This window comes from Thiosocius teredinicola (assembly GCF_002009425.1).
GTDB lineage: Bacteria > Pseudomonadota > Gammaproteobacteria > Chromatiales > Chromatiaceae > Thiosocius > Thiosocius teredinicola.
The window spans coordinates 1,467,272-1,492,912 of the sequence record NZ_CP019936.1 but is presented as its reverse complement, the minus strand read 5'-3'; the positions used below and the strand labels follow the sequence as shown (position 1 = coordinate 1,492,912).

Here is a 25,641-nt window from a genome sequence, read left to right as displayed (position 1 = left end):
CGGAGATTAAGCAATGTTGGATACCGAACTGTTCACCGCGCTTACCAGTCTGACCGCCCTGGGCCTCGGACTGGGTTGGTTGCTCGGCGTTGCGGCACGTTACTTCAAGGTCGAAGGCAATGCACTCGAAGCGGAGATCGAAGAGATGCTGCCCGGCTCGCAATGCGGCCAGTGTGGCTATCCTGGATGCGCTCCGGCCGCGACCGCGCTGGCCAGCGGCCAGGCCCCGGTCACGCTGTGTCCTCCGGGCGGCAAGGCCCTGGCCGAAGAACTCGCCGACAAGCTCGGTGTCAGCGTCGACCTTTCGGGTATGCAAGAGAAGCCGCCGATGATCGCCTACGTGCATGAGTCGTTGTGCATCGGTTGCACCAAGTGCTTCAAGCGTTGCCCGACCGACGCCATCATCGGCGGTCCGAAGATGATCCACGCCGTGTTTGCTGATGCGTGCACAGGCTGCGAACTGTGTTACGACGTCTGCCCGACCGAATGCATCGACATGCGCCTGGTCGAACCGACGACGCAGACCTGGTATTGGCCGAAACCGGCGAACCAGGAACTCAACCCGGTCGGAGACGTCGCAGCATGAAACTGTTCCGCATTCGTGGCGGCGTTCATCCAGACGACCGCAAGACACTGTCCGCCAGCCAGCCGATCGTGACGCTGCCAATGCCGGAGCTGCTGCACATTCCGGTGCAACAACATATCGGCGCCGCCGCCCAGCCGGCCGTTCGTCGCGGACAGATAGTACGCAAGGGCGACCTGCTGGCGCGCAACCAGGGCGCGATCTCGGCACCGGTACATGCGCCGACGTCCGGACGCATCATGGGCATCGGCAATTTTCCTGCGAACCATCCATCCGGCCTGTCGGTGCGCACGATCACGCTCAAGCCGGACGGCGAAGACCGTTGGACGGACAAGCTGACGCCGTGCGATGACCCGTTCGCCCTCGAACCCGCAGAGGTCGCACAGCGCGTGGCCGACGCCGGTATCGTCGGCATGGGCGGCGCGACCTTTCCATCGGCCGTCAAGCTCAACCTACGCGACCGTTACCGTCTGCATACCCTGGTGATCAACGGCGCAGAGTGCGAGCCCTATCTGACCTGCGACGATCGCCTGATGCAGGAGAACGCTGCCGAGGTTATCGACGGCATCCGGATCATGGCGCATGCGCTCGGTGTGTCCCGCACGCTGATCGGCATCGAGAACAACAAACCCGATGCGCAGCGATTGATGCGCGAAGCCGCGCAGGCATTCGATGGCGTCGAAGTCGTCGGCCTGCCGACCCGTTACCCGATGGGATCAGAGAAACACCTGGTGCAGACGCTGACCGGTCGTGAGACCCCGGCACGCGCCTTGACCGCTGATATCGGCATCGTGGTGCACAACGTCGCCACCGCTTACGCGGTACATGAGGCACTGCGTCTCGGGTATCCCTTGGTCGAACGTACCGTGACCGTCAGTGGCGGCGCCGTGAAAAACCCGGCCAATCTGCGTGTGCTGATCGGCACGCCGGTTTCAAGTCTGCTGGACTATTGTGGCGGCACCGTCGAAGAGCCTGCCCGCATGATCAGCGGCGGCCCGATGATGGGTCAGCCGCTGCCCAGCACCCGTGTGCCGATCGTCAAAGGCAGCAACGGTGTACTCGCGCTGACCGGCAAAGAAACCGCGTCGCGTCCGGAAGGTGCATGCATCCGCTGCGCATCGTGCGTCAACGCCTGTCCGTGCGGTCTGCTGCCGCTCGAGATGGCGGCGCGCGCCAAGGTCGGCGATCTGGACGGCACGGTCAAGATCGGCCTGATGGACTGCGTGGCGTGTGGCTCGTGCTCATATGTCTGCCCGTCGAATATCCCGTTGGTGCAGTACTTCAACTACGCCAAGGGCGAACTCGCTGCGCGTCAGCGTTCCAAACACAAACAGCTGGAAACCAAGCGCCTGGCCGAACAGCGAACCGCACGCATGGAAGAGCAGAAACGCAAGAAGCGCGAGCAGATGGAAAAACGCAAACGCGAAGCGGCTGAGGCAAAACGCAAGAAGGCAGCGGCCGCAGCACAGACGGAGGCGAATGCATGACGCAGGTCGCCGCTGTCGCCGGGCCTTATGCGCACGAGGCAAACCATGTCGGCCGCATCATGGGCCACGTCATGCTGGCGCTCATGCCGGCGACCTTGTTCGGACTGTACCTGTTCGGCTGGCCGGCGCTGCTGCTGTTTCTGGTCACCACGCTGACCGCGGTGATCGCCGAAGCCATCTGCCTGAAGATTGCCGGCAAGCCCGTAAGACTCACCCTGATGGACGGCTCGGCACTGCTCACCGGCTGGTTGCTGGCAATGACCCTGCCGCCGTGGGCGCCGTGGTGGATCGGCGTGGTCGGTTCGCTGCTGGCGATCGTCGTCGCCAAACAGGTGTTCGGCGGCATCGGTCAGAACCTGTTCAATCCGGCCATGGTGGCGCGCGTCGCACTGCTGGTGTCGTTCCCCGTGCCGATGACCGCATTCTTGAGTCCGACACCGTTGTTCAGCGCCGATGCACCCAACTTTCTCGAAGCCTTGGCGATCACCTTCGGTGAGGCGCCGACGATCGACGCGGTCAGCAGCGCCTCGGTACTGGGCCATCTGCGCACCGCGTTGACCGGCGGGGAAAGCGTTAGCCAGGCGCTCGACGGCTTTTATAATCCGCTCGCCATGCTGTGGGGCAACGCCCCCGGCAGCCTCGGCGAGACATCGGCCCTGCTGATACTGCTCGGCGGCGCCTGGTTGCTCTACAAGCGCATCATCACCTGGCACATCCCGGTCTCGATGCTCGCCTCTTTGTTTGTGATCGCCACTGTCATGCATCTGGTCGACGGCGAACACTACGCCGACGGTCTTTATCATGTGTTGTCGGGTGCCGCGCTGTTGGGCGCCTTCTTCATCGCGACCGACCTGGTGACGTCGCCCGTCACACCGCGCGGCCAGCTGCTGTTCGGCGCGGGCTGCGGCCTGCTGGTTTACGTGATCCGCACCTGGACCAGTTACCCGGAAGGCGTGGCGTTCGCCGTGATGCTGATGAACGCCTGTACGCCGCTGATCGATCACTACCTCAAGCCGCGCATCTATGGCCGCGATCGCCGGGGCGAACCCCTGACCTATCCAGATCAGGCGGAGAAGGAATAATGGGTGCGGTACGCGAACCGAGCTTTCGCAAACGTACCGGTTACCACGCCGGACTGTTGGGCGGCTTCGCCGCGATGGCGGCTGCCTTTCTGATCATGGGCAACATTGCCACGCGCGACAGCATCGCTGAGCGACAGAAGGAAGACCTGCTGGCAACGCTCAACCAGGTGATTCCGCACGAGCTCTACGACGAAGGGCTACTGGACAACACGCTGCCCTTCGAGGCCGGCAAAGGCGAGACCCTGACCGTGTATCGCGCGGTACGCAACGAATCGGTCACCGCGGTCGCCTACCAGGTAACCGGCAACGGTTATGCCGGCGACATCGACATCCTGATGGGCGTGGACGCCAAGGGTGCCTTGCTCGGTGTACGCGTGGTCGCTCACGCAGAAACCCCGGGCCTCGGCGACAAGATCGAACCGGAGAAAGACGACTGGGTTTTCGATTTCAACGGCAAGTCACTGGGCGACCCGACCGAAGACCAGTGGGCGGTGAAGAAAGACGGCGGCATCTTCGACCAGTTCAGCGGCGCGACCATCACACCGCGTGCCGTAGTCTCGGCGGTGCGCGATGGCCTCATGTTCTTCCGCAAGCACAAAGGTGAACTGTTGGCACGCGCCCCCGTCGTGGCAACCCCAACCGAGGTGAAACAAGGCTCATGAGCGACATCTCCTACAGACGCATTGCCAAAGACGGGTTTTGGGACAACAACGTCGTGTTCGCCCAGCTCTTGGCCCTGTGCCCCTTGTTGGCGGTAACCAGCACCGCGACCAATGGACTCGGCATGGGACTGGCTTCGACGGCCGTCATGGTGATGTCCGGACTGTCGGTCGCTGTGTTGCGTCACATCATCACACCCGAGGTGCGCATTCCGGTTTTCGTGCTGATCATCGCGACCCTGGTCACGCTGGTCGACATGTTCATGAATGCCTGGATGCATGACTTGCACAAGGTACTGGGCCTGTTCATACCCCTGATCGTGACCAACTGCGCGATTCTCGGTCGTGCCGAGGCCTTCGCATCGAAGCAGTCGGTTGCACCGGCAGTGTTCGACGGCCTGATGATGGGCGTCGGATTCACCTTTGCCCTGGTCGCGCTGGGTGCATCGCGCGAAGTACTCGGAGCCGGCACCTTGTTCGACAATGCATCCTTGCTGCTGGGCCAGACCTTCGCGTTTCTCGAGCTCGAGTTGGTACCCAACTACGGCGGCTTTCTGTTGATCGCGTTGCCGCCGGGCGGCTTTCTCGTGCTCGGTTTTCTGTTGGCCGGCAAACGCGTGCTGGACCAACGTCTGGCAGACGCCGCGTCGCGTCGCGAGGCGAACCGCCCGCCACCGGACGATGCCGTGTCGGCCGATGCAGGCTGAAACGAACGGATAGTAGAGGTTGGAGTAGAGCGCTATGCACGTCGGTGTCGCCTATGCAGACAAGTTCAAACAGGTCTGGCTCAAACTGGATGTACCGGACGGCTGCACCGTACGCGAAGCGATCGAACGCTCCGGTTTGCTGAAACAGTTCCCGGAGCTCGATCTCGACAATCAATCGATCGGTGTTTTCGGCAAGATCACCAAGCTGGACGCCAAACTGTCTGACGGTGAGCGAGTCGAGATCTATCGTCCGATCACTGCCGATCCCGAAACCGTGGAGCGTCGCGATACCTGATCTGTGGGTCTCGCCATCCCCGCCTATTGCCTGATCGCTGATATCCTGGTGAACCAACGGCACCGGCGTTGCCTGCCACTGACGCTGGACCGCCCACGACCGATTGCACACCCTGTAGGCGCGCCGGATCCCGCAAAGTAGTATGTAGGCCCGGGAGGACGACACGACATGACTATCGACTGGCAACCGGTATGGTTGACACTCGAACTGGCAACGCTGACGACCATCATCCTGCTGATCGTCGGCACCCCCTTGGCCTGGTGGCTGGCGAACACGCGTTGCATGTGCCGTGAATGGGTCGGTGCCGTGGTCGCCTTGCCGCTGGTTCTGCCACCGACGGTTCTCGGTTTCTATCTGCTGTTGATGCTCGGCCCGGAGGGCGCGATCGGACGCCTCACCGAATCATTGGGCATCGGCACACTGCCTTTCACGTTTGCCGGACTGGTGTTCGGCTCGGTGTTGTACTCGCTGCCCTTCGTCGTTCAACCCGTGCGCAACGCCTTCGAGGCGATGGGACCGCGGCCGATGGAAGTCGCCGCCACCTTGCGCGCCAGTCCTTTGCGCGCATTCCTCACCGTCGCCCTGCCGCTGGCCCGCCCGGGCTTTCTGACCGGTGCCGTGCTGGGTTTTGCACACACGGTCGGTGAGTTCGGCGTCGTGTTGATGATCGGCGGCAACATACCGGGCGAGACCAAGGTACTGTCTGTGGCCATCTACGATCACGTCGAATCGCTGGAGTGGGACCAGGCCCACTGGCTTGCCGGCGGCATGTTGCTGTTCTCGTTTATCGTGGTCGTGGCGATGTATCACCTTGAACGTCGGATGCGCAAGGTGGGTCATGAGCATTGACGTCCGCTTTCGCCTTAAACGGCGTACCGGATTCTCACTCGACGTCAGCTTCTCCGCACCCGGTCGTGGTGTCACTGCCTTATTCGGCACATCCGGGTCGGGCAAAACCACGGTGCTGCGTTGCGTGGCCGGACTGCAACGCGCCGAAGGCTCATGCGAGATCAACGGCGATGTCTGGCAGAACGACGCGCAATGGATCCCGCCGCACCGGAGGCCGATCGGTTATGTGTTCCAGGAGGCCAGCCTGTTTCCGCACCTGACGGTGCGCCAGAACATGGAGTTCGGTTATCGGCGTATACCGCGAACAGAACGGCGCATCGCGGTAGACGACGCCGTTGCACTGTTGGGCATCGAACCCTTGTTCGGGCGCAACCCCGGTTTGCTGTCGGGTGGTGAGCGGCAGCGGGTGGCCATCGCACGCGCGTTGCTGACCAGCCCGCGCCTGCTGCTGATGGACGAGCCGCTGTCGGCGCTCGACCACGCCGCCAAGGCGGCGATCTATCCGTACTTGGAGCGCATCCACAACGAACTGGACATGCCGGTGTTGTACGTGTCGCACGACCCGGACGAGGTGGCGCGGTTGGCCGACCGCATGGTGCTGTTGCAGAACGGCAAGGTCAGCGCCAGTGGACCGATCGGCAAGATGATGACCAGCCTGCACCTGCCGATGGCCGCGTTCGACGACGCCTCCGCCGTGCTCGAAGGCACGGTGTCTTCACACGACGAGACCTTTCACCTGACCAATCTCGTCGTCAGCGGCAACCGCATCAGCGTGCCGCGGGCCGACCTGGGCGTCGGCAATCATGCACGCCTGCGGATTCACGCCCGCGACGTGAGCCTTGCATTGAATGTGCATCACGACACCAGCATCCTCAACGTGGTGCCGGCGATCGTCGATGATACGCACGAAGCCGGCGCGGCACAGATGCTGGTACGTCTGCGTCTCGAAGACGGGCAAACACTGCTGGCCCGCATCACCCGTCGCTCGGGTCTCGCCTTGGGCGTGCGTAAAGGGATGCTGATCTATGCGCAGGTCAAGAGCGTCGCATTGATCCAGTGATCGAAAACTAGAAGGTGTTGATGCGTATCTCGGTCGTCAAGGTGCTGTCGATCTGCGGGCCATTGAACGTGTAGCCGCCTTCCACCGGCGTTACGGCGACCGCCGTCGGCGCGCCAGCCACCAACACGTGGTCGTCACCGACATGCGTGCCATGCGTTGGATCGAAGCCATACCAGCCGAAGCCCGGCAGATAGACCTCGGGCCAGGCGTGCAGGTACCTGATCTGGCGAGTGCCGTCACCCTGCTGATACCCACTGGCAAAGCGTGTCGCGATACCGACCTGTCGGCAGGCCGCCATAAACAACAGCGTAAGATCGCGGCACACCCCCTCGCCCATCGCGAGCGTATCCGCCGGGCGCTGCGGCGGTCCGTCGATACGCACACCGCGATGATAGAACTGATGAATCGTATGATTCAGACCGTCGAGAAAATACAGCAGGTTGTTGCCTGCGTTGTTGAGCAACGGCCTGATGAACCCGGTCAAACGATCCGGTTCTTCCAGCAGCTTCAGATAGGGACCGAGCACGACCTGCTCGCCACCGTAGTCCGGCGACAACGGCTGCCATACATCGTAGACATTGAAATCGAGGAGTTGCGTCGTAACCTGCAGGTGCGCCTGTATGTAGAGCTGCGTCGTTTCGCCCTGAAAAGATACCCACTGCTGGCGATTTCCCCACATGTCGACGGATTCTTCGACATGCGCCGGTTGCGGCTCGATCAGTACGTAGCAGTCGCCAATCCATTGCCGGTTGTCGCCCGACGGCAGGAAACGCAAAAGATGTTCACCCAACTGTACGGGGACTGAATAGCTGTAGTGCGTTGAATGGTCGATCTGGAAATTCATAGCGCAGCCCCAGAGATCCCGCTGATCCGACGTACAACCATCTTCTTCCAATCATGCCGTTCAAGTCGAGCACGCCGGAAGCAGATTCACAGCTTACCCCCTGCGTCGCGGAGATCGCGTTACACTGTCCACGCACTCGCTGGCAATATGCATGCCGTCGCCGAGGCATGACAGGGAAGCAATGGCTTGAATGGATAATCTATGTCGCCCCGAGACCCCTTGATCACTGCGTCACAGACCCTGGCGCCCGGTTTCACTCTTCGATCCCCCTGGCCAGAAAACACAAGCCTGGTTCGCCTGTCGTGTAGCGGGTCGCCGCGCATCTACCCATCGACCAGCGCAGGGCAAGAGGGGGACATGCAACCGTGAAAGTGACCCTGATATTGGGCGGACTCATCTTAGGCGCCTGGATCGGAGAATCGATCGAAGCCGCTGCGCTGGGCGTGTTGCTTGCGCTGGTGGCCTCTCTCCTACCACTGCAATCCGAAGTTCGCCGGCTGCGCGACATACTGGAGGAAACGCACAGTCATTACCGCGAAGCCCTCGCAAAGCTCAGTGACCGCATCCGGGTATTGGAGGAGACAGCGCAAAACGCTCAAGGGGATGTCGAACCCGAGCGCGAGGTGCAGACAGATGCGGCCGACCTCGCGGAACAGTCAGAAACTGAAGCACCCAAACTCGAACCGCATTCCGAGCCATTGAAGGCCGCGAACGACGCACCGCCGCAGCCCCGACCGGATATCGTCAGCGCGCCGCCCTCGACAGACACCGCCGTAGTTGGCGAAACGGCGGGCGAAACGGCGGACGAGTCCATGCAGGCCGGCAGCGAAACATCTTACGAGAATGTCACGCTGTCGAGCGCGGCCAAGGCAAGCCTTGAGCGGCGCCACGACGGCGCCCAAACGACGACGTACAACAATGAGGTGCCGGTACCGCTTCTCGAACGTGCCTTCGTGCGCGCGCGTGATTGGCTGCTGGGGGGCAACACCGTTCTGCGCGTCGGTGCGGTGCTGCTGTTTCTCGGCCTGGCATTTCTGCTGCGATACGCGTCGGAACGTGTCGTTGTCGCCATCGAATACCGTTATATCGGCGTAACCCTGTCTGCCCTGGCATTGCTGGGACTTGGGTGGTGGTTGCGCGAACGCAAACCCAACTATGCTTTGATCGTCCAGGGAACCGGCGTCGCCATACTCTACCTGACGGTATTCGCCGCCATGCGATTGCATCCCCTGCTGTCGGCACAGGTCGCCTTCTCGCTGTTGGTCGGCATCACGGCTTTCTCTGCCGTACTGGCAGTGGCGCAAAACTCCTTGAGCATGGCCACGGCGGCCGCGCTTGGCGGTTTCTCTGCACCCATCCTGGCATCCACAGGTTCCGGCAACCACGTTGCCCTGTTCAGCTATTTCGTATTGCTCAACACCGGCATCTTTGCCATCGCGTGGTTCAAAGCCTGGCGGCTGTTGAACCTGATCGGCGTTATCGGCACCTTCGGGATCGGCCTTGCGTGGGGTCTGCGCTCGTACGAACCCAGCCTGTACGCCAGCACGCAGCCATTTCTGATCGTCTTCTTCCTGATGTACGTCGCCATCGGTTTGCTGTTTGCACGGCGCAAACTGCTCGACGCGCGTGGCTTCGACGAGGACGTGTCGCGTGACGAGGTTTTGCGTTGGTCGGTTCGCCAGACTGATTACGTCGATGGCAGCGTGCTTTTGGGTGCGCCCATCGTCGGCTTTGGGTTGCAGTACGGCGTTGTGCAGCATATCGAATTCGGCGCCGCGTTCAGCGCCCTGGCAATGGGCCTGTTCTACCTGTTGCTCGCCCGCTGGTTATCCGCTCGCGTGGCCGACCGCGCGATGTTGTTGGTCGAGACCTGCCTCGCACTCGGCGTCGTGTTCGGCACCCTGGCTATCCCACTGGCATTCGATGCCGACTGGACGTCTGCCGCCTGGGCCGTCGAGGGAGCCGGACTCTACTGGTTGGGTGTCAGACAACAACGTATCGTCGCCAGGGTGTTCGCCCTGTTGATGCAGGCCGGTGCAGCGCTCGCTTACCTGAGCACGCTGCAGTTCGGGCAGGACACGTTATTGCAGGGTTCGGCGCTTGGCGCCTTGATGGTGGGTGCAGCGCTGCTGTTCAGCCACGATCTGCTGCGCAGGCGCGGCGCTGATCAATCGCCGCCCTGGGAGTATGCCCTGCTGCCCGCACTGGCAACCGGTGGACTGGCCTTTGTATACCTGATACCACCGCTGAGTTTCGCCACCCAAGGTACACAGATCGGTTGGGCCCTGGCGGGACTGGCAACCCTGCTGGCCGGCCTGAAGATCGGGTCGACCGTCTTCCTCTACGCCGCTTTCGCTATTCAGTTGTTGGCGGGCGTCGTGTTTGCCGCAGGCATCCAGATCAATCCCGACAGCACGGCGTCGGTACTGACGTCGGGTTCCGGCGGCATGCTGTCGGCACTGTTGGTTGGATTCAGCATGATTGCGGGAATGGTCCTCGCCGTGAATCAGCAACTCGTGCTCGGCAACCGCCATCTGCGGTCCGGTCTGGGTGCGGCACTGCTGGTCGGCCTGCTGATCGTCAACCTGGCGGTGCTGTTCGCATTGCCGTGGCGCACGGCAACTGCGGTATGGGGTGGATCGGGCCTGCTGATCATCTGGCTCGGCCTGGCGCTTCAGCATCGTCCGAGCTTTCTGTTCGGACTCGCCCTCGAAGCGGTCGCAGGCGTTGCATTTCTGTCTGACTCGGCCATCCACGACCTCAACTTTTCCACCATTGGACTCAGCCCGCTGGCGCACGCCGGTTTCTGGACACCGGTGGTGCTGGCCCTGGCTGCATTGGTGGGATCACTGCGCCTCTATCGCGCGTCGGTACGTGACCGCGGCGCGACGCTCGGCACGCTGGATCTCGAAAAACTATCCTGGTTGCTGCTGTTGTGGGGAGTCGCCTGGTGGGGTTTCGCCACGGTTACCGAGATCCTTCGCTTTGCGCCCTCCACGTTACATCACGCATTGATACTGATGGCTACCGCCGCCAGCGTCGTTCTGGCGGCATGGTTCGCCCCCCGCTTGCGTTGGCCGGGCTTGGCGGTAGCGAGCCTGGTGCAATTACCGATCGCCATCGCTTCGATCGCCGTGTACTGGCACCTGCTGTATCAACCATTCGCCGACCTCGGCTGGGCCGGCTGGGCCGCTGTGGTGCTTGCGCATTTCTGGTCGCTGCACCGGCTCGAATCGATCCTGCCACGCAGGTTGTTGGCGTGGAGCCATGTCATCGGCGTGTGGCTGATTCTCGCAGTGCTCGCCTTGCAACTGCGCTATGCCTTTTATGCGCTGGCCGAACAATACAACGCCTGGCGCTGGTTGGGTTGGGCCCTGGTACCGAGCATCTATCTGGCCGCGGCGGCCACCCAGCGGCCACTGCCCTGGCCCGTGTCTGCGTGGCCGCGCGAGTACCGCGCCATCGCCGCGCTACCCGTCGCGGTCCTGTTGCTCGGCTGGTTCTGGCTGGTCAACCTGATCAGTGACGGTAGCGCCGAACCCTTGCCCTACGTTCCGGTACTCAACCCGCTGGAGTTGGGCATGCTGCTGGTACTCGCCGCCGTCGTGCGTTGGGTGCCGACGGGTTTCGGCCACAACGAACGCTCGATGCCGATCAGGCGTCGCTGGCTTGAGGTCGCCGTGGGCGCTTCACTGTTCGCGTTGGCGACAATGGCCGTCTTGCGCTCTGCGCACCACTGGGGCGGCGTTGCGTTCGACAGCCAGTCTCTGCTGGCGTCGATGCGCGTTCAAGCAGGACTGTCCATCGTCTGGACACTGATTGCGCTTGGGCTGATGATTGCCGGTCATCTGCGTACGCGCCGCGATGTATGGGTTGTCGGTGCGACACTCATCGCCATCGTCGTCGTCAAACTGTTCTTCGTCGAACTCGGCAACAGCGGTGGCCTGGAGCGTATCGTGTCTTTCATCGGCGTCGGCGTGCTCTTGCTGATCATCGGCTACTTTGCACCGCTGCCACCGCGACTTGCCGACAGCGACGACGCACAAGAACAGAGCAACACAGAGAACACTCAGGCATGAGACACCCGTTCGCCGTCAGCCTGGTCGTCATGCTGTTCCCGGCATTGAGTCTGTCGCCGTATCCGGCAACCGCAGCCGATACACTCGCCGACTTTCCGCTACAGGCAACCCTGGATGTCACCGGCTCGCCACCCTGGTATCGCATGCAGGTACCGATGGCGGTCTATCGCAACGCAGGCAATGCACATCTCAACAACATCAGGCTGTTCAACGCCAACGATGAAACGTTGCCTTTCGCGATCGTAGACACCGCAGCCGCGCAGCGCGAAGTCGTTCACGAAGCCGCTGTCGGCCTGTCTCCACTCTATTCGAACTCAGCCGAAACGCCTGACGGCGTGGTGGTGTATCGCAAAAACAACAGTACAACGATTGAGTTCCCGCATAGCCAGGCAGCGACAATCGAACATTCGCGGCACAGCGGCTGGCTGCTCGACGCCCGTCATTTCGAACATCCGGCCGACACGCTGCGCTTGAGCTGGACACAGCCGGTCGAAGGCTTTCGATACTTCGACATCGAGTTAAGCGACGACCTGCAGCACTGGCGGCAGGTGGGCCGGGGGCAGATCGTCAACCTCACATTCAACGGCGAGCGCATCACCGTCGACGAAGTCACTTTGCCGAAAACGAAAACCCGGTTTTTACGACTCTCATGGCCTTCCGACCAAGAGGCCATCGAACTCACGTCGGCCAGGATACAAAGTCACCACAACGATGCTGTTGCTCCCGCCAGGGTGTGGTCCGAACCGCAACGCGGCTCCCCGAGTAAGGACGGTGGCTTCGTCTGGAAACTGAACGCGACGCTCCCTATCGATCGGGTGAAAGTTATGGCGGACAGCACGTCCGCACCGATCGTCGCGCCGATCGAGATACTCGGCCGCTATTCATCGCAAAAATCGAAGGTCTACAAGGATCGCGGCTGGCGACTGGCCGCGAGAGACATCTTTTACGATGTGCCATTGGGCGATGACACGGTGGTGCGCGACGAGTTTGCGCTGTCGATCGGCTATACCGATGAACTGATGCTGCGGACCGATTCGCGCGGCACCGGTCTGGGCAAGTCGCCGCCGATGATACGGACGGGGATGCGTTCGAAATCGCTGATATTTCTCGCCCGCGGTCCCGGCCCCTATCGCCTCGCCATCGGCAGGCAGGACATCGCGCCGGCCGACTTGCCTCTGGCGACGCTGATTCCCGACAGCAAGGCAAGCAACGTCGAGTACGGTATCGCCCGACTGAACACCCCATTGCAGGCGAATCGCATCGCCGCACAGGCCGATGACCAAGCCAGCGGATATGGTGAGTGGAAACGCACAGCCCTTTGGGCCACACTTTTTGCCGGCGTCGCAATACTGGGCTTGATGGCCTGGGGCCTGGTTCGCTCCTTGCCGCCGAAGAAATGAATAGCACTCGACCAAGTGCAACTATGCGCAAGCTTGCTGCCGGCGAGAGCTACCGAACGGGCGCCAAGGTTTACATCGGGTGCCGCTTCAGCGACATGCACAGCGACACATCGGGTTCATGCATCCGCTCGGTAAATCCTTCACGGCTTTCGCTGATCTTGCGGACAACCATCGATTCGCGTCAGTCGATCGCAGGGAGGCAACGTGCCGTTGGGTGAAATCGCCGGCGAGGCCGTCGGCTTGATCTTCAGGTTCGTCGTCCACGTGGTGATGGAGATCTTCGGTGAGATCCTGGTAAAGGGCCTGGGCTACATCGTGTTGCGCCCGTTCTCGAAATCCATCGACCCGGACGGACTCGCCGTATTGTTGACCGGCCTCGCGATGTGGGCGCTGATCATCTTCGCGATCGTCTGGGGGATTCAGCGACCCCTGATGCGTCTCGCGGTTGGCAACCCGGCGAGCAAGACCATCAGCCCACTTTCAACTCGGTCCCACGCAGCAGCTCTTCGAAAACATCACCCACCAGCATGGTTGTCGAACGTCGCATGACCACATCGTAACTCGGCAGTCCGGGCAGCCCCCATCGCTCGTCCGCCAAGCGGGTACCGGGCTGAACTGCGTGCTGCGTGCGCGCAGTCAGTGCCAGTCCGGCTTTCACTGCGGCCATCAAGCCGGCGAGACCGGAGGTGGTATATACCAGGCGCCACGGTATACGGGCCCGATCGAGGGCCTCGGTGGCGGCTTGGTGAAATCCACAGGGACGATCGAACGTCGCGATCGGCAATGGTTGCTCCCTGTCCCAGGCGAAATCCTGAGGGCTGATCCACAACAGGCGGTGGGTTTCGATGACCACACCACTACGCGCCTTTCCCTGTTCTTCCAACACCAGTACCGCGTCGAATTCACCACGCTCATAGGCAGCCTGCAGATCGGCGCTGTAGCCGACATGCACATTGACGGTGACGCGTGGATACGCCTGTATGAAGCGCGCAATCAATTGTGGAAAGGGTCCATCCGACAGGCTATTCGAAACGCCCAGTCGCAACTGCCCCTCGACACCGGGCTGGCGGATCGCTGCCAGCGCAGAATCCTGCAGATCCAACATCCGGCGGGCATAGCCATAAAACGTCTCGCCGGCCGCCGTGAGCTTACGCTTGCGGCCGTCGGGCCGGAACAGCGTGGCCCCGGTCTCGGCCTCGAGCTTCTGCATCTGTTGACTGACGGTCGACTGCGTCTTGTGCAGGCGCTCTGCAGCGCGCAGGAAACCGCCGGTTTCGACAACCGCGGTAAAGGTGCGCAGCAAGTCGGTTGAAAGATTGGGTAGGGCCATAGTTCACGTTTTGCGATTGATTTAATCGAAACATTTCGTTATTCAAATACGTTAGACCACCCTAATCTCCCAGGCAAGCCAAGCAACATGCCGAACGACAGGAGAAACGCTATGGTCGACTGGGATCGCTACCGCCACCGTCCCCTGGTAGACGCAGTACAAAGGCAAATCGACCGCGAGCTCGAACGCCGCGATCGGGATATCGACTGGACCGAGGTCGAGCGCCGCTGCCGCCGTTTGCGCGGTGCCTACGTGGCCGAAGCCGCGGTCGACACAGCGCAGGTTCTGCGGCGCAAACTCGGTCGCGCTGTGGCCGGCTTCGGGCATCGCAGACGTTCGCGCGGCGAGTGCTGATTACGGTACTGCCTTTTTCAACCAGCTCGAGGAAACCCAAATGCCCTACCTGCACTTCGTGATTTCACCTCCACCAACGGCAGCCGAAGCCGAAAGCATCGCCGCCGGCCTGCTGCGACATACCCGCGATATCCTCGGTAAACGCCCCGACGTAACCTCGATACGCCTGGGCGGCGCCGCGACCGACCACTGGTTCGTCGGCGCCGAGCCGGTCGCCTCCACCCATCGAACAACGTTCTTTCTGGAGATCAAGGTGACCCAGGGAACGAACAGCGACGACGAAAAATCGCGCTACATTGCCGCGGTCTTCAACGAGATCGAAGCCTTGCGCGGCGATGTCGACCCAGCCAGCTATGTCGTCGTTCACGACGTCGACAGTGCCGCCTGGGGCTATGGCGGCGTAACCCAACAACAGCGTCTCGCGCGACGCCAGTCGGCCTGACACCATCGCCAACTAACTGCCGGGCGCACACGGATGCAGCGCCCCTTTCCCTCGAGGCGAGCTGCCGCATCCGCCGGCCGGGCGGCAGTGAGGCAGACCGGCAAGTTGGCCGTGCGCGGCGGAATACGATATCCGTCGTAGCGAGCCGTATGCCCGGTGCCGTCGCATGGCACCTTGCCTGGAGCGACCCTGTAGATCCGAGCAGCACTTCGGCGATCAAAACAGGGCGACAAAACCCGAACGCCATTCCACAAAACGCACCACCTGTGCGGTTCAGATTCATCACCGCTTGCCGACACCCCTGGGTACCGGGAAACCCCGGCTTTTTGCGTCGCGTTTACCTCACTTGGCAAAACAGCTGCCTGCGACGCGCCAGCATCAAAATACGGGCTTGGCAACTACCTCGACCCACGCACAAGGGATCAGTCGATGAACTGGATGAACAACCTGTCGTTCCGATGGAAGCTGTGGATACCGCTTTCCATCGTCTCTGCCACACTCGTCGCATTGGCGATTACCGCCGTCACCACGACGCAAGGGATCGGCGACAAGACACATACGATCGGCGACCAGTACCTGCCGAGCATCGATTTCCTGCTGCAGGCCGACCGCGACCTCTATCAAAGCCTGGTCGCTGAGCGCAGTATGTCGCTGCCCAACATCGACGCCGCAACGCTCAACTCGCTGCGCGAACAGCACAGTGAAAATATGGCCCAGGCATCCGAGCGCGTGGGCAAGTTTGCCGCACTGCACGACGATGCAACCATCAAGAAACACTATGCCGAATACGAGCAATTGCGCGACCGATGGGAGAATCTCTCCAACCAGGTCGTCAGCCTGTACAGCCAGGGCGACGAAACCTCGAAGAACAAAGCAATCGCGCTGAGCTTCGGTGAAGCCGATGTCGTATTCGGCAAGATGCGCGACATCCTCGACCAGCTCACCGAGACTACGCTCGGCAAGGTGGCCGAGCTACGCGAAGCATCGAACGCAACGATCGACACCGGTATCACGACAACCACCATCATCGCGGCGGTCGGCCTGACGCTGTGCCTCGTGCTGGCAATCGCCTTGCCGGGCCTGATTGTCGGTCCGATCAAGAAGATGATTGGCCATGTCCACGAACTGGCACAGGGTGAAGGCGACCTGACGGTTCGCATTGAATCCAAGGGCAAAGACGAACTCGGCCAGATGGCGGAAGAAATCAACAGCTTCATCAGTCAGCTGCAGGCGACCGTGCGCGGCATCGTCAACTCGACGTCCGAGATCAGCGGGGCTGCCTCCGAAGTGCTGCAGCTTGCCAGCGAAAACCGCAGCTCGGTCGACCAGCAACTGCGCGAGATCGAACAGGTGGCAACCGCCATGCATGAAATGACCGTGACCGTGCAGGACGTCTCACGCAACGCCACAACGGCGTTCGAAGGCGCGACCGAGGCCGACAAGGCCGCCGAAGACGGTAAGAAGGTCGTAATGAAGACGGTCAGTGCCATTCACGATCTCGCCGGCGAGGTTGAAAACGTCAGTGTCGTCGTCGGCGAACTGAAAGATGAAAGCTCGAACATCGGCAGCGTCCTCAACGTGATCCAGAGCATCGCCGAGCAAACGAACCTGCTGGCGTTGAACGCCGCCATCGAGGCCGCCCGCGCCGGCGAACAGGGCCGCGGATTCGCGGTAGTCGCCGATGAGGTCCGTACGCTGGCGTCCCGCACCCAGGAATCGACGCAGGAGATTCAATCGATGATCGAGTCGCTGCAGTCGCGCGCTGCACGCGCGGTCGAGGTGATGGCGCTGGGTCGCGACAAGGCAGGCGCCAGCGTCGAGCACGCCAGCAGCGCCGGCGAGTCGCTGGAGCACATCACCACCGCGGTAGCCCGCATCAACGACATGAATGCGCAGATTGCGAGTGCTGCCGAAGAGCAAAGTGCGGTGGCCGAAAGCATCAATCGCAACACGGTCTCGATTCGCGACCATGCCGATCATGCGACCAACAGCGGCCACCAGACTAGTTCCGCAGCCGAGCGCATGGCGCAGTTGTCGAACGCGCTGCAACAGCAGGTTTCGCACTTCAAGGTCTAAACAGCGCTGACCGATCCAGTCACGGCGGCGGATGCCTGGCATCCGTCGTCAGTTCACCGCCGTCTCCCTCAAACGGCGCGCTGCAGCGACCATGTTGCGCAGTGCCGGCTCAACTTCACCCCAAGCGCGCGTCTTCAGCCCGCAGTCTGGATTGACCCATAAGCGTTCCGCCGGAATGCTTTGCGCTGCCTTGCGCATCAATCCTTCCATACGTCCGGTCTCCGGTATCGCGGGTGAATGGATATCGTAGACACCCGGGCCGATCTCATTGGGATAGGCAAAGCCGGAGAACGCTTCGAGCAGTTCCATATCGGAGCGCGCGGTTTCGATGGTGATGACATCCGCGTCGAGTTGAGCGATCGCATCGATGATGTCGTTGAACTCCGCGTAACACATATGGGTGTGGATCTGCGTCGCATCGTCCACCCCGGCCGATGCGATACGAAAGCATCGCACCGCCCATCGCAGGTAGGCCGGCCAGTCGCTCGTGCGCAGCGGCAACCCCTCGCGCAGTGCCGGCTCGTCGATCTGGATGATCGCTATTCCGGCACGTTCGAGATCGGATACTTCATCGCGTAAGGCCAACGCAATCTGCTGGCAGGTGTCACTGCGTGGTTGATCGTCTCTGACGAACGACCACTGCAGGATCGTGACCGGACCGGTCAACATGCCTTTCACCGGTCGGTCGGTCAGCGATTGCGCATAGCGCGCCCATTCGACCGTCATCGCCCGCGGTCGCGCGACGTCGCCGTGAATGATCGGCGGCTTCACACAACGTGAGCCATACGACTGTACCCATCCCTGCTGGGTGAAAACAAAACCGTCGAGTTGCTCGCCGAAGTACTCGACCATGTCTGTGCGTTCAGCCTCGCCATGCACGAGGACATCGAGTTGCAGCGCCTCCTGGCGACGTATGGTGTCGGCTATGTGTTGGCGCATCGCATCTTCATAGCCGGCCAGCGGCAACTCGCCATGCTTGTAGTTGCGACGAGCGCTCCGGATCTCCGCCGTCTGCGGGAACGAGCCGATCGTCGTCGTCGGAAACAGCGGCAATTGCAGGCGCGCGCGTTGCACCTGGCGCCGCTGTGCGTAACCGGTATTGCGCCGCGCCATCGCATCGTTCACACCCGCCACGCGTTCGCGCACCACGGGACGGAGCCGCGCGGGATGTGCCAGTCGCATCGCTATCGCGTGTTCGGCTGCACGCAGTTCATGCTCAACGGCCGCATGCCCCTCGGCCAGCGCGCGTTTCAGCAGGCCGACCTCTTCGAGCTTTTGAACTGCAAACGCCAAGCCGCCGCGAATCGCCGAATCGATCGTATGCTCCGCGCTGCAATCGATCGGCACATGCAGCAACGAACAGGATGGCGCCAGCCACAAACGGTCGCCCAGTTGCTGCGCAACCGGATCGAGCGTATCCAACAGGCCGGTCAGATCACCGCGCCAGATGTTGCGGCCGTCGACCACGCCCAGCGACAGGACCTTGTGCGAAGGCAACCAGTCCATCGCCGGCAGCAGTTGTTGCGGCGCCCGGCACAAGTCCAGGTGCAGGCCGTCGACCGGCAGATGACAGGCGAGTCGCAGATGTTCTCGCAGGTCGCCGAAGTAAGTGGTCAACAACAGCTTGGGCCGTTGTGTCGCCAGTTGCGTATAGGCAGACTCGAATGCCTGGCGCCACTCGGCGGACAGGTCCAGCGCGAGTATGGGCTCATCGACCTGCACCCACTCGACGCCTGCCTGCTTGAGCTGTGCGAACAGACGCGCATAGACGCGGACCAGGTCGGGCAGCAGATCGAGCTTTGCGCAGGCCTGGCGTTTGACCTTGCCCAGCCACAGATAGGTCAACGGACCAATGACCACCGGTTTGGCGCTCAGGCCCATCGCCTGCGCCTCGCCGACTTGCTGCAACAAGGCATCTGCATGCAGGTTGAATTGCAGCTCGGGTTCGAATTCCGGCACCAGGTAGTGGTAGTTTGTGTCGAACCACTTGGTCATCTCGCTGGCGAAACCCACATCGGGCTTAGCCGCCATGCCGCGGGCCATCGCGAAGTAGGTATCGAGCGTCGGCATGTCGCCTGCCGCGCCAAAGCGTGACGGAACGACGCCGAACATCAGGCTATGGTCGAGCACCTGGTCGTACAGGGAAAAGTCGCCTACCGGCACATTGTCCAGCCCGGCGTCGGCCTGCAGTCGCCAATGCCGCGAGCGCAACTCAGATGCCGTCGTCTGCAACACGGCGGACGGAATCTCGCCACGCCAATAGCGCTCCAGCGCCCATTTCAGTTCGCGTGCTCCACCGATGCGCGGAAATCCCAGGTTATGTGCCGAAATCATTGTTTGCTGTTCCCTGAATCGTTGCCGAGCGGCGCATGATGGGATAGCGTTAACTTGACGTAAAACGATCGTTTTTCATTTGTAGTTGAATATTTTTCATGTTTCTCGAAACCAAGCACCTGCTCACCCTCGAGACCCTGATGAGCTCCGGTTCGCTGGCGCGGGCGGCAGAGCAACTGCATCTGACCCAGTCGGCGCTATCGCACCAGATCAAAGGCCTGGAGTCGCATTTCGGCGTAGTGTTGTTCGAACGCAAAACGCGTCCACCGCGATTGACGCCGGCCGGTGCCGCACTGTTCGAACTCGCCAAGACGGTACTGCCGGCCGTGCGTCGTACCGAGAGTGCGCTACGCCACATCGCCAGCGGAGCGGACGCACGCTTGCACATCACGGTCGAATGCCACAGTTGTTTCGACTGGCTGTTGCCGGCGATGGACGTGTATCGCAGAGACTGGCCGGACGTTGAGCTCGACTTGAACGCCAGCCAGAGTTTCGAGGCCCTGCCCGCGCTGTTGCAGGGCGAGCTCGATCTGGTCATCACCTCCGATCCGATCGCCGACCCCAGATTGCGCTTTCAGCCCTTGTTCCGCTTCGACATCCTGCTTGCCTTGTCGCCCAGTCACAGGCTGGCCGGCAGGAAATACATCAAACCCTCCGACCTGGCGGGTGAAACCTTGATCACCTACCCCGTGGAGCGCGAGCGTCTCGACGTCTTCAGCCGCTTCCTGACACCGGCCGGCGTGGAACCCGCAGCGGTACGCACCGCCGAGCTGGCGCTGATGATGCTCGAGTTGGTCAAGAGCAACCGCGGGGTCTCCGTGCTGCCCGGTTGGGTGTTGGCGGCGCCGCTGGCCGCCGGCCAGGTGGCGTCCCGCCGGCTCGGCAAACGGGGGCTTGCCGCCACCCTTTACGCCGCATCGCGCAAGGCCGACCAGGGGCAGACCTATCTGGAAGATTTCATCGCGACAGCGCAGCGCAGCGCGTTTGCCGAGCTGGCGGAGATCGAACCGGTTTAGGACCGCTCGCGCCTGGCCCAGCCGCTCGCCGAGCGGCCCCCGGCGGTTGCGCACCACCAACCGTTGCCACACAATCCGGACAAACGAATAACATTCCCACGCCTGCCTGCTCGTAGCCATACTCGAGGTTCCGGTCGTTCGCCAGCCGAACGCCGTTGACGCCCGGCAGATCGCGTTGCCGAACCCTGCGCTTTGCAGCCGTCGTTGCCCGCGCCAGGCCGGCGCCTCGCGATTGTGATACCCAGCTCAGGTTTTGGGACCACGGCAAGCCCTAAGTAGGCATAAAACTTCAGAAATGCGCGCTACTGCCGAATACCGTTTAGTCACTAGGGGGAGTCGGTTGACAGCAGGGTGAGCGACCGGTATCCAGGCAGAAATTCGCAATGAAATCCGCCGGTTGCCGTGCACGCGCGGAAAACTTATAACGACGCAGGAATCAATCGGGACATGGCCTACCTTCGCATATTCATCGGCGACAAGCTTCTCGAGCAGAGGGAGCTGAAGCCGGATCGCACGACGATCGGACGATCTGAACAGAACGACATCGTGCTGAAAAACAGCGGCGTGTCGAAGCAACACGCCATCATCGAAAAACAAGGCGAAAACTACGTACTGATCGACAACGGCAGTTCGAATGGCACCTTTGTCGGCGGCAAGCGGGTCAAGGCACAGGTACTCAACTACTGGGACGAGATTCAGATCTTCAATTTCGTCCTCAAGTTCATGGCCGTTGCCCGCGCAAAGGGCGAAGAGAGCGGCTCGGCCGATTGGGAAGCCAAGACGCGCACCGAGCAGGAAAAGACCATGGAGCTGGACATCTCCAGCATTGGCGACCTGGCGCAGTTGAAAAAGCGCGCCAAGGTGCCTTTCCTCGCCGTTATCGGCAAAGGCGAAGGTGAGGACACGCAGTTCCGCCTCGACATGGTCAATTTCACGATCGGCCGTTCGCCGGCCTGCGACCTCAACACCAAGGGCTTTTTCGCGCCCAGCCTCGCGGCCCGCATCCAGCGCCGCAATGATGGCTTTTACGTGGTGCCGGCGCGCCGCGGAAAGGTCTCGCTGAACGACGAAAAGATCATCGACGAGCAAAAGCTGAACGACGGCGACACGCTGTCGGTGCGGGGTATCCCGCTGCGCTTCTACTATCGATCGGCGGATGCAGCTTGACGCAGTATGAGCGCACCGAAGTTCAAGGTAAAAAAACGCATCGCCAAGGGCGGTATGTCATCCGTGTACCTCGCGGTACAGGAGTCGCTCGGGCGCCGCGTTGCCTTGAAGCTGATGCGCAAGTTCGACAACCCGAAACAGGCTGAACGCTTCCTGCACGAGGGGCGCATCATCGCGTCGCTCGGCCACCGCAACATCATCACGATTCACGACGTCGGCGTTATCGGCGACCGCCACTTCATCTCGATGGAGTACCTCGAAGGTGGTTCGCTCGAAGACCGCATCGGCGAAAACGGCATGCCGCCGGCCAAGGCATTGTCGATTCTGGAGCAGATCGCCGGTTGCCTGCGCTTCGTGCACCGCAAGGGCATCGTGCACCGCGACATCAAGCCGGGCAACATCCTGTTCCATTCGGACGGCACGCCGAAGCTGACCGACTTCGGCATCGCCAAGCTGCTCGACAGCGACCAGGATCTGACCATGGACGGCGCCGCACTCGGCAGCCCCTATTACCTGAGTCCCGAACAGGCGGAAGGACGGCCACTCGACGGCCGTACCGATATCTACGCGCTCGGCATCGTGCTGTACCAGATGCTCACCGGCCAAAAGCCGTTCGCCAAGGCATCGCCGATCGAGACCATCGTTGCCCACCTGACCCAACCCATCCCGCTGCTGCCGCATGAACTGTCCGGCTACCAGCCGCTGCTCGACCGCATGATCGCCAAGAACCCGGAAGACCGGGTCGGCTCGGCCAAGGAACTGGTGTACATGATGCGCGAACTGCGGCGCTCGCCGCCGGAGCCGCTGTCGGTGCATGGGCCGCGCGACGGCAGCTTCCAGACGGGCAGCAGGCTCAAGGAGATCGTGGCTGCCGCATTCACCCACAACGGTGAATTCTCATTGCCCAAGTCTGCGGCCATCGCCGGCGGCATCCTCGCCGTCATCCTCGGTGGCGCACTGCTGATGAGCAGCGACCCGGACACGCCCGACGCGCTGGCTGACAGTGATTCGGCAGCGCGCGTCGAGGTCGTCGAAAACACCGGGGCACTTGAGGACTCGGCACCGGCAGACAAGCCGCCATCACAAACCGTCGATTTGCCGGTTATCGATGCAGCACCGTCGACCGCCGCGACGAGCGACGCGACACCGGATGAAGCGCAAACGCAGATTATCGAGTCCGATTCGCCCGCAATAGCCACGTCATCGGGTGAAAGCCATACCGCGACTCTCAGTGCTCCCGACGAACCTGCGGCAGACGACACAGCGTCAGTTCCCGGTACGACCTTCACGGCTGACACCGACGCACCTGAGAGCTACAAAACACAGAACGACATCCTGGCGACCGAGACCGACTCGGCCGATGAAACGGCAGAGCTCGCCGAGCAGACACAGACCGATGAACCTGCCGACGGCGAAGTCAGCGATACGACAGCACCGGTTGCCGACGACGTGGCAGCGCTGCACAACGCCGAAGACGACAAAACAGCACGCGTCGATGAACTGAAACAACTGGCGCGGCGTGCGCTCGAACGCAATCGCTTGACGACGCCGGCAAAAGACAATGCCTACAGCTACTTCGAACAGATCCTCGAGGTCGATCCGGAGAACACCACGGCCAAGCGAGGCATGCAGGCAATCATCGACCGCTATGCCGACCTCGCCCTGGGCGCGATGCAAGCCGGCAGTGAACGGCGTGCACAGATCTACCTGCGTCGCGGTCTGCGGTTGCAGCCTCGCAACCGGGCACTGCTGGCCGCAAGGCGTGAAATAAACGAGATTAGGGAGGCCCGCATCGCGGCTGCGCAACAACCGCCCGAACCCGTCATCAGTGTCGCTGAACCCGTCGCAGTGCCAAACCAGAACCAAGGCGTTCGCGGGCGCGAAGGCAGCGGCAACATCGTCAAGGACTTCAAGAGCGTCTGGCGAGCGATCTTCGACTGATCGCCGCAACGACTCGAACGGTACGCGACGATGCAATGGCAATTCCACCTTGCAACCGACATCGGCGGGCGCGCTGATCAACAGGATCGCGCCGAAGTCTTCAGCAAACTCAATCGCAAGAACGAGCACCTGGTCGTCCTGGCCGACGGCATGGGCGGTCAGCAGGACGGCGCCCTCGCATCCAAAGCCGTGGTCGATACCGCGCAGGCCGAGTTTCACTCAAAGGCCATCAAGAACCCGCAGCGCTTTCTTACCGAGTTGTGTTTTCAGGCCGACCAGGCTATCCGCGATGTCGGCGCGCAGCGCAACAGCAACCCGGCCAGCACCTTTACCGCTTTGTATATCCAAGGCAGCGAGGCCTACTGGATACACGTCGGTGACAGCCGCCTCTACCACTTTCGTGAAGAACGGCTGCTGGGGCGCACCAACGATCACACCATCAACGAGCTTCTGAAGAACGCAACCGATGGCGCCGAAGACTATCTGTCGAGCCAACCCATCGATAACCGGCTGTACATGTGCCTTGGCGGCGAGAATGAACTCGAGCCCGAGTTCGGTGCGACCGCGGTCGGCGATCACGACTGGTTCATGCTGTGCAGCGATGGATTCTGGAGCCAGGTCGACGCCGGAGAGGTTTCACAACGGCGACTGAAGGTGCCCGGCGAGCACAATATCGCCGCCGATCTGGCAGCCGTTGCAACCCACCGCGGCGGGACATTCGGCGACAACGTCAGTGTTGCCCTGGCTACCTACCGACCGTCGCGCCTGCGCAAGGCGTGGATGCATCTGGCCGGCATCTGCGGCCGCCTGGCTCGCTAGCGGTCATCAGATTACACGCGCGTTGCGCCCCGCCCCGCTCGTCTACCCAGCTTCGACCGGACCGCCCTATCCCCGACCCGGGCAACGACGAAACAGGGCCTAATCCGCCGGGATCACCGGTGTCTCGTTGATGTATAGCTTTTCCTCGAGCTTGCCGCTGCTGTCGTATTCCAGCCGGTATTCGCTCTTGCAGTCGGGATTGAGATCGCAGGCGTTCAATGCGCCGTGCTCGGCCATCGCGTCGTTGGTCGCCCGGCCGGCCTGCTCGAACGACTGGCGGGTTTGATTCATGGCGGCATTGTAGGCCGGCATCACCACCCGCTGGTTCAGATTCATGCGGTAGATCTCGACCATAACCGCCTGTACCAACTCCCCATCGGGCACACGGTGGGTCAGCACCACGCCGGCCAGATCACCGCGTTCGGCGAGGTCTTCGAGGGTATCGTCCAGCGCTTCCATCTCGGGCTTGGCGACGGCGAAGAACCCGCCCGTATCGGTCGGCAGCGGACGGCTGCCGCCCTTGCTTACCAGGCCGTACATCAGGTTCTGCACCAGCTCAACATAGTACTTGCTGCCGAGTTCGGTACGTGCCGCTTCGTTCTCGGCAGAGCGCATCGCAGCGGCCTGCTGTGTATAGCGCTGCATATAGGCGAGGACGCGATCCGGCGCGGCTTCAAAATCCTCGACCTCACGCTCGTGGATATCGTCGCGCTCGCCGCTACTGAATGCTTCCCCAGCCATCAATTCACCCACGGCGATGAAATCGTGCAGCATGCCTGCAGTCAGCCGTTTGCCGTCGGCTTCAGCGACCACCTCGTTGGCATCGTCGGCCGACAGGGCGCTGAGCGAGTCAGCGTCGCCGCACGCCACCAACCATGGGGCGACCAAGGCGACAAACATCAACGAACGAAATGCTGTGAAATACGGCGACATCGGCTTGACCTTCTCTGCGAGCTGCTGGTGCCGAAATCTAACGTCTGCCGCCGATGCGCACGAGACCGAACCTACCCGAATGCGAGTACCGTCATAAATCGGGGTAAAGGTGTGGCAATGCCCGCCCCTCGCCGCCGATGAACGCTCGTTATCTCTGGCGACCTGGACCTATGTAGGCGAGAAA

The 25,641-nt window shown here is 61.8% G+C and carries 22 protein-coding genes; 18 read left to right on the top strand and 4 right to left on the bottom strand.

Going from position 1 to position 25,641, the window contains the following annotated elements; all coding sequences use genetic code 11:
• Positions 1–13 precede the first annotated feature (13 nt).
• The 8 genes from rsxB to modC all read left to right on the top strand — a co-directional run bounded on the left by rsxB (position 14) and on the right by modC (position 6,722).
• On the top strand, positions 14–586 hold the full coding sequence (gene rsxB, locus B1781_RS07280) for an electron transport complex subunit RsxB (RefSeq protein WP_078119026.1): 573 nt from the start codon (positions 14–16) through the stop codon (positions 584–586).
• The gene (gene rsxC, locus B1781_RS07275; protein WP_078119025.1) at positions 583–2,070 is read left to right on the top strand and encodes an electron transport complex subunit RsxC; all 1,488 of its coding nucleotides are present in this window, start codon (positions 583–585) and stop codon (positions 2,068–2,070) included. Before rsxB ends, rsxC begins: the two co-directional genes overlap by 4 nt.
• Positions 2,067–3,152 (top strand): RnfABCDGE type electron transport complex subunit D, encoded by a 1,086-nt coding sequence (locus tag B1781_RS07270; protein ID WP_078119024.1) that lies wholly within the window; start codon positions 2,067–2,069, stop codon positions 3,150–3,152. The genes rsxC and B1781_RS07270 overlap by 4 nt, the downstream gene beginning before the upstream one ends.
• The gene (gene rsxG, locus B1781_RS07265; protein ID WP_078119023.1) at positions 3,152–3,814 is read left to right on the top strand and encodes an electron transport complex subunit RsxG; all 663 of its coding nucleotides are present in this window, start codon (positions 3,152–3,154) and stop codon (positions 3,812–3,814) included. Before B1781_RS07270 ends, rsxG begins: the two co-directional genes overlap by 1 nt.
• Positions 3,811–4,518 (top strand): electron transport complex subunit E, encoded by a 708-nt coding sequence (locus B1781_RS07260; protein ID WP_078119022.1) that lies wholly within the window; start codon positions 3,811–3,813, stop codon positions 4,516–4,518. The genes rsxG and B1781_RS07260 overlap by 4 nt, the downstream gene beginning before the upstream one ends.
• 34 nt (positions 4,519–4,552) lie before the next feature.
• Positions 4,553–4,813 carry an RnfH family protein gene (locus B1781_RS07255; protein WP_078119021.1) on the top strand — a complete coding sequence of 87 codons (261 nt, stop codon included), beginning with the start codon at positions 4,553–4,555 and terminating at the stop codon, positions 4,811–4,813.
• 168 nt (positions 4,814–4,981) lie between these two features.
• A complete protein-coding gene (modB, locus tag B1781_RS07250) occupies positions 4,982–5,662 on the top strand; it encodes a molybdate ABC transporter permease subunit (protein ID WP_078119020.1) in 681 nt (226 codons plus the stop codon).
• Positions 5,652–6,722, top strand: a complete 1,071-nt coding sequence (modC, locus tag B1781_RS07245) for a molybdenum ABC transporter ATP-binding protein (RefSeq protein ID WP_078119019.1) — start codon at positions 5,652–5,654, stop codon at positions 6,720–6,722. Before modB ends, modC begins: the two co-directional genes overlap by 11 nt.
• 7 nt (positions 6,723–6,729) lie before the next feature.
• Here the strand turns inward: modC and B1781_RS07240 are convergent, their stop codons facing one another.
• A complete protein-coding gene (locus B1781_RS07240) occupies positions 6,730–7,566 on the bottom strand; it encodes a transglutaminase family protein (protein ID WP_078119018.1) in 837 nt (278 codons plus the stop codon).
• Between the two features lie 365 nt (positions 7,567–7,931).
• On the opposite strand from B1781_RS07240, the gene B1781_RS07235 reads away from it, so the two are divergent.
• From B1781_RS07235 to B1781_RS22890, 3 genes are all read left to right on the top strand, one after another.
• Complete coding sequence (locus B1781_RS07235; RefSeq protein ID WP_078119017.1) at positions 7,932–11,645, top strand: DUF2339 domain-containing protein; 3,714 nt, start codon at positions 7,932–7,934, stop codon at positions 11,643–11,645.
• Positions 11,642–13,045 carry a DUF3999 domain-containing protein gene (locus tag B1781_RS07230; protein ID WP_078119016.1) on the top strand — a complete coding sequence of 468 codons (1,404 nt, stop codon included), beginning with the start codon at positions 11,642–11,644 and terminating at the stop codon, positions 13,043–13,045. Before B1781_RS07235 ends, B1781_RS07230 begins: the two co-directional genes overlap by 4 nt.
• 210 nt (positions 13,046–13,255) lie before the next feature.
• Complete coding sequence (locus B1781_RS22890; RefSeq protein WP_164513293.1) at positions 13,256–13,594, top strand: hypothetical protein; 339 nt, start codon at positions 13,256–13,258, stop codon at positions 13,592–13,594.
• On the opposite strand, the gene B1781_RS07225 is transcribed toward B1781_RS22890, so the two are convergent.
• Positions 13,515–14,375: a LysR substrate-binding domain-containing protein gene (locus tag B1781_RS07225; RefSeq protein WP_078119015.1), complete on the bottom strand. Its 861-nt coding sequence runs from the start codon at positions 14,373–14,375 to the stop codon at positions 13,515–13,517. The two genes, B1781_RS22890 and B1781_RS07225, sit on opposite strands and share 80 nt — an antisense overlap.
• Before the next feature lie 111 nt (positions 14,376–14,486).
• Here B1781_RS07225 and B1781_RS07220 point away from each other — a divergent pair, with 111 nt between their 5' ends.
• The 3 genes from B1781_RS07220 to B1781_RS07210 all read left to right on the top strand — a co-directional run bounded on the left by B1781_RS07220 (position 14,487) and on the right by B1781_RS07210 (position 17,247).
• Positions 14,487–14,729 carry a hypothetical protein gene (locus B1781_RS07220; protein ID WP_078119014.1) on the top strand — a complete coding sequence of 81 codons (243 nt, stop codon included), beginning with the start codon at positions 14,487–14,489 and terminating at the stop codon, positions 14,727–14,729.
• Positions 14,730–14,769: 40 nt separating this feature from the next.
• Positions 14,770–15,171 carry a tautomerase family protein gene (locus tag B1781_RS07215; protein WP_078119013.1) on the top strand — a complete coding sequence of 134 codons (402 nt, stop codon included), beginning with the start codon at positions 14,770–14,772 and terminating at the stop codon, positions 15,169–15,171.
• Positions 15,172–15,600: 429 nt separating this feature from the next.
• On the top strand, positions 15,601–17,247 hold the full coding sequence (locus tag B1781_RS07210; RefSeq protein WP_078119012.1) for a methyl-accepting chemotaxis protein: 1,647 nt from the start codon (positions 15,601–15,603) through the stop codon (positions 17,245–17,247).
• A 48-nt stretch (positions 17,248–17,295) separates the two neighbouring features.
• On the opposite strand, the gene metE is transcribed toward B1781_RS07210, so the two are convergent.
• Positions 17,296–19,581, bottom strand: a complete 2,286-nt coding sequence (gene metE / locus B1781_RS07205; protein ID WP_078119011.1) for a 5-methyltetrahydropteroyltriglutamate--homocysteine S-methyltransferase — start codon at positions 19,579–19,581, stop codon at positions 17,296–17,298.
• A gap of 98 nt (positions 19,582–19,679) precedes the next feature.
• Here metE and B1781_RS07200 point away from each other — a divergent pair, with 98 nt between their 5' ends.
• The 4 genes from B1781_RS07200 (at position 19,680) to B1781_RS07185 (ending at position 24,524) form a co-directional block, all read left to right on the top strand.
• Positions 19,680–20,597, top strand: coding sequence for a LysR family transcriptional regulator (locus B1781_RS07200; RefSeq protein WP_078119010.1), 918 nt, complete (start codon positions 19,680–19,682; stop codon positions 20,595–20,597).
• 447 nt (positions 20,598–21,044) lie between these two features.
• Positions 21,045–21,764: an FHA domain-containing protein gene (locus B1781_RS07195; protein WP_078119009.1), complete on the top strand. Its 720-nt coding sequence runs from the start codon at positions 21,045–21,047 to the stop codon at positions 21,762–21,764.
• A 6-nt stretch (positions 21,765–21,770) separates the two neighbouring features.
• On the top strand, positions 21,771–23,705 hold the full coding sequence (locus B1781_RS07190) for a serine/threonine-protein kinase (RefSeq protein ID WP_078119008.1): 1,935 nt from the start codon (positions 21,771–21,773) through the stop codon (positions 23,703–23,705).
• Between the two features lie 30 nt (positions 23,706–23,735).
• The gene (locus B1781_RS07185; protein ID WP_078119007.1) at positions 23,736–24,524 is read left to right on the top strand and encodes a PP2C family protein-serine/threonine phosphatase; all 789 of its coding nucleotides are present in this window, start codon (positions 23,736–23,738) and stop codon (positions 24,522–24,524) included.
• Between the two features lie 99 nt (positions 24,525–24,623).
• On the opposite strand, the gene B1781_RS07180 is transcribed toward B1781_RS07185, so the two are convergent.
• Positions 24,624–25,457, bottom strand: a complete 834-nt coding sequence (locus B1781_RS07180) for a hypothetical protein (RefSeq protein ID WP_078119006.1) — start codon at positions 25,455–25,457, stop codon at positions 24,624–24,626.
• Positions 25,458–25,641: the final 184 nt, after the last annotated feature.

Excerpts from the sequence above, each read along its gene's own strand:
- rsxB (WP_078119026.1), top strand. The coding sequence starts at position 14 with ATGTTGGATACCGAACTGTTCACCGCGCTTACCAGTCTGACCGCCCTG.
- rsxC (WP_078119025.1), top strand. The coding sequence starts at position 583 with ATGAAACTGTTCCGCATTCGTGGCGGCGTTCATCCAGACGACCGCAAG.
- B1781_RS07270 (WP_078119024.1), top strand. The coding sequence starts at position 2,067 with ATGACGCAGGTCGCCGCTGTCGCCGGGCCTTATGCGCACGAGGCAAAC.
- rsxG (WP_078119023.1), top strand. The coding sequence starts at position 3,152 with ATGGGTGCGGTACGCGAACCGAGCTTTCGCAAACGTACCGGTTACCAC.
- B1781_RS07260 (WP_078119022.1), top strand. The coding sequence starts at position 3,811 with ATGAGCGACATCTCCTACAGACGCATTGCCAAAGACGGGTTTTGGGAC.
- B1781_RS07255 (WP_078119021.1), top strand. The coding sequence starts at position 4,553 with ATGCACGTCGGTGTCGCCTATGCAGACAAGTTCAAACAGGTCTGGCTC.
- modB (WP_078119020.1), top strand. The coding sequence starts at position 4,982 with ATGACTATCGACTGGCAACCGGTATGGTTGACACTCGAACTGGCAACG.
- modC (WP_078119019.1), top strand. The coding sequence starts at position 5,652 with ATGAGCATTGACGTCCGCTTTCGCCTTAAACGGCGTACCGGATTCTCA.
- B1781_RS07240 (WP_078119018.1), bottom strand. The coding sequence starts at position 7,566 with ATGAATTTCCAGATCGACCATTCAACGCACTACAGCTATTCAGTCCCC.
- B1781_RS07230 (WP_078119016.1), top strand. The coding sequence starts at position 11,642 with ATGAGACACCCGTTCGCCGTCAGCCTGGTCGTCATGCTGTTCCCGGCA.
- B1781_RS07225 (WP_078119015.1), bottom strand. The coding sequence starts at position 14,375 with ATGGCCCTACCCAATCTTTCAACCGACTTGCTGCGCACCTTTACCGCG.
- B1781_RS07220 (WP_078119014.1), top strand. The coding sequence starts at position 14,487 with ATGGTCGACTGGGATCGCTACCGCCACCGTCCCCTGGTAGACGCAGTA.
- B1781_RS07215 (WP_078119013.1), top strand. The coding sequence starts at position 14,770 with ATGCCCTACCTGCACTTCGTGATTTCACCTCCACCAACGGCAGCCGAA.
- B1781_RS07210 (WP_078119012.1), top strand. The coding sequence starts at position 15,601 with ATGAACTGGATGAACAACCTGTCGTTCCGATGGAAGCTGTGGATACCG.
- metE (WP_078119011.1), bottom strand. The coding sequence starts at position 19,581 with ATGATTTCGGCACATAACCTGGGATTTCCGCGCATCGGTGGAGCACGC.
- B1781_RS07200 (WP_078119010.1), top strand. The coding sequence starts at position 19,680 with ATGTTTCTCGAAACCAAGCACCTGCTCACCCTCGAGACCCTGATGAGC.
- B1781_RS07195 (WP_078119009.1), top strand. The coding sequence starts at position 21,045 with ATGGCCTACCTTCGCATATTCATCGGCGACAAGCTTCTCGAGCAGAGG.
- B1781_RS07190 (WP_078119008.1), top strand. The coding sequence starts at position 21,771 with ATGAGCGCACCGAAGTTCAAGGTAAAAAAACGCATCGCCAAGGGCGGT.
- B1781_RS07185 (WP_078119007.1), top strand. The coding sequence starts at position 23,736 with ATGCAATGGCAATTCCACCTTGCAACCGACATCGGCGGGCGCGCTGAT.
- B1781_RS07180 (WP_078119006.1), bottom strand. The coding sequence starts at position 25,457 with ATGTCGCCGTATTTCACAGCATTTCGTTCGTTGATGTTTGTCGCCTTG.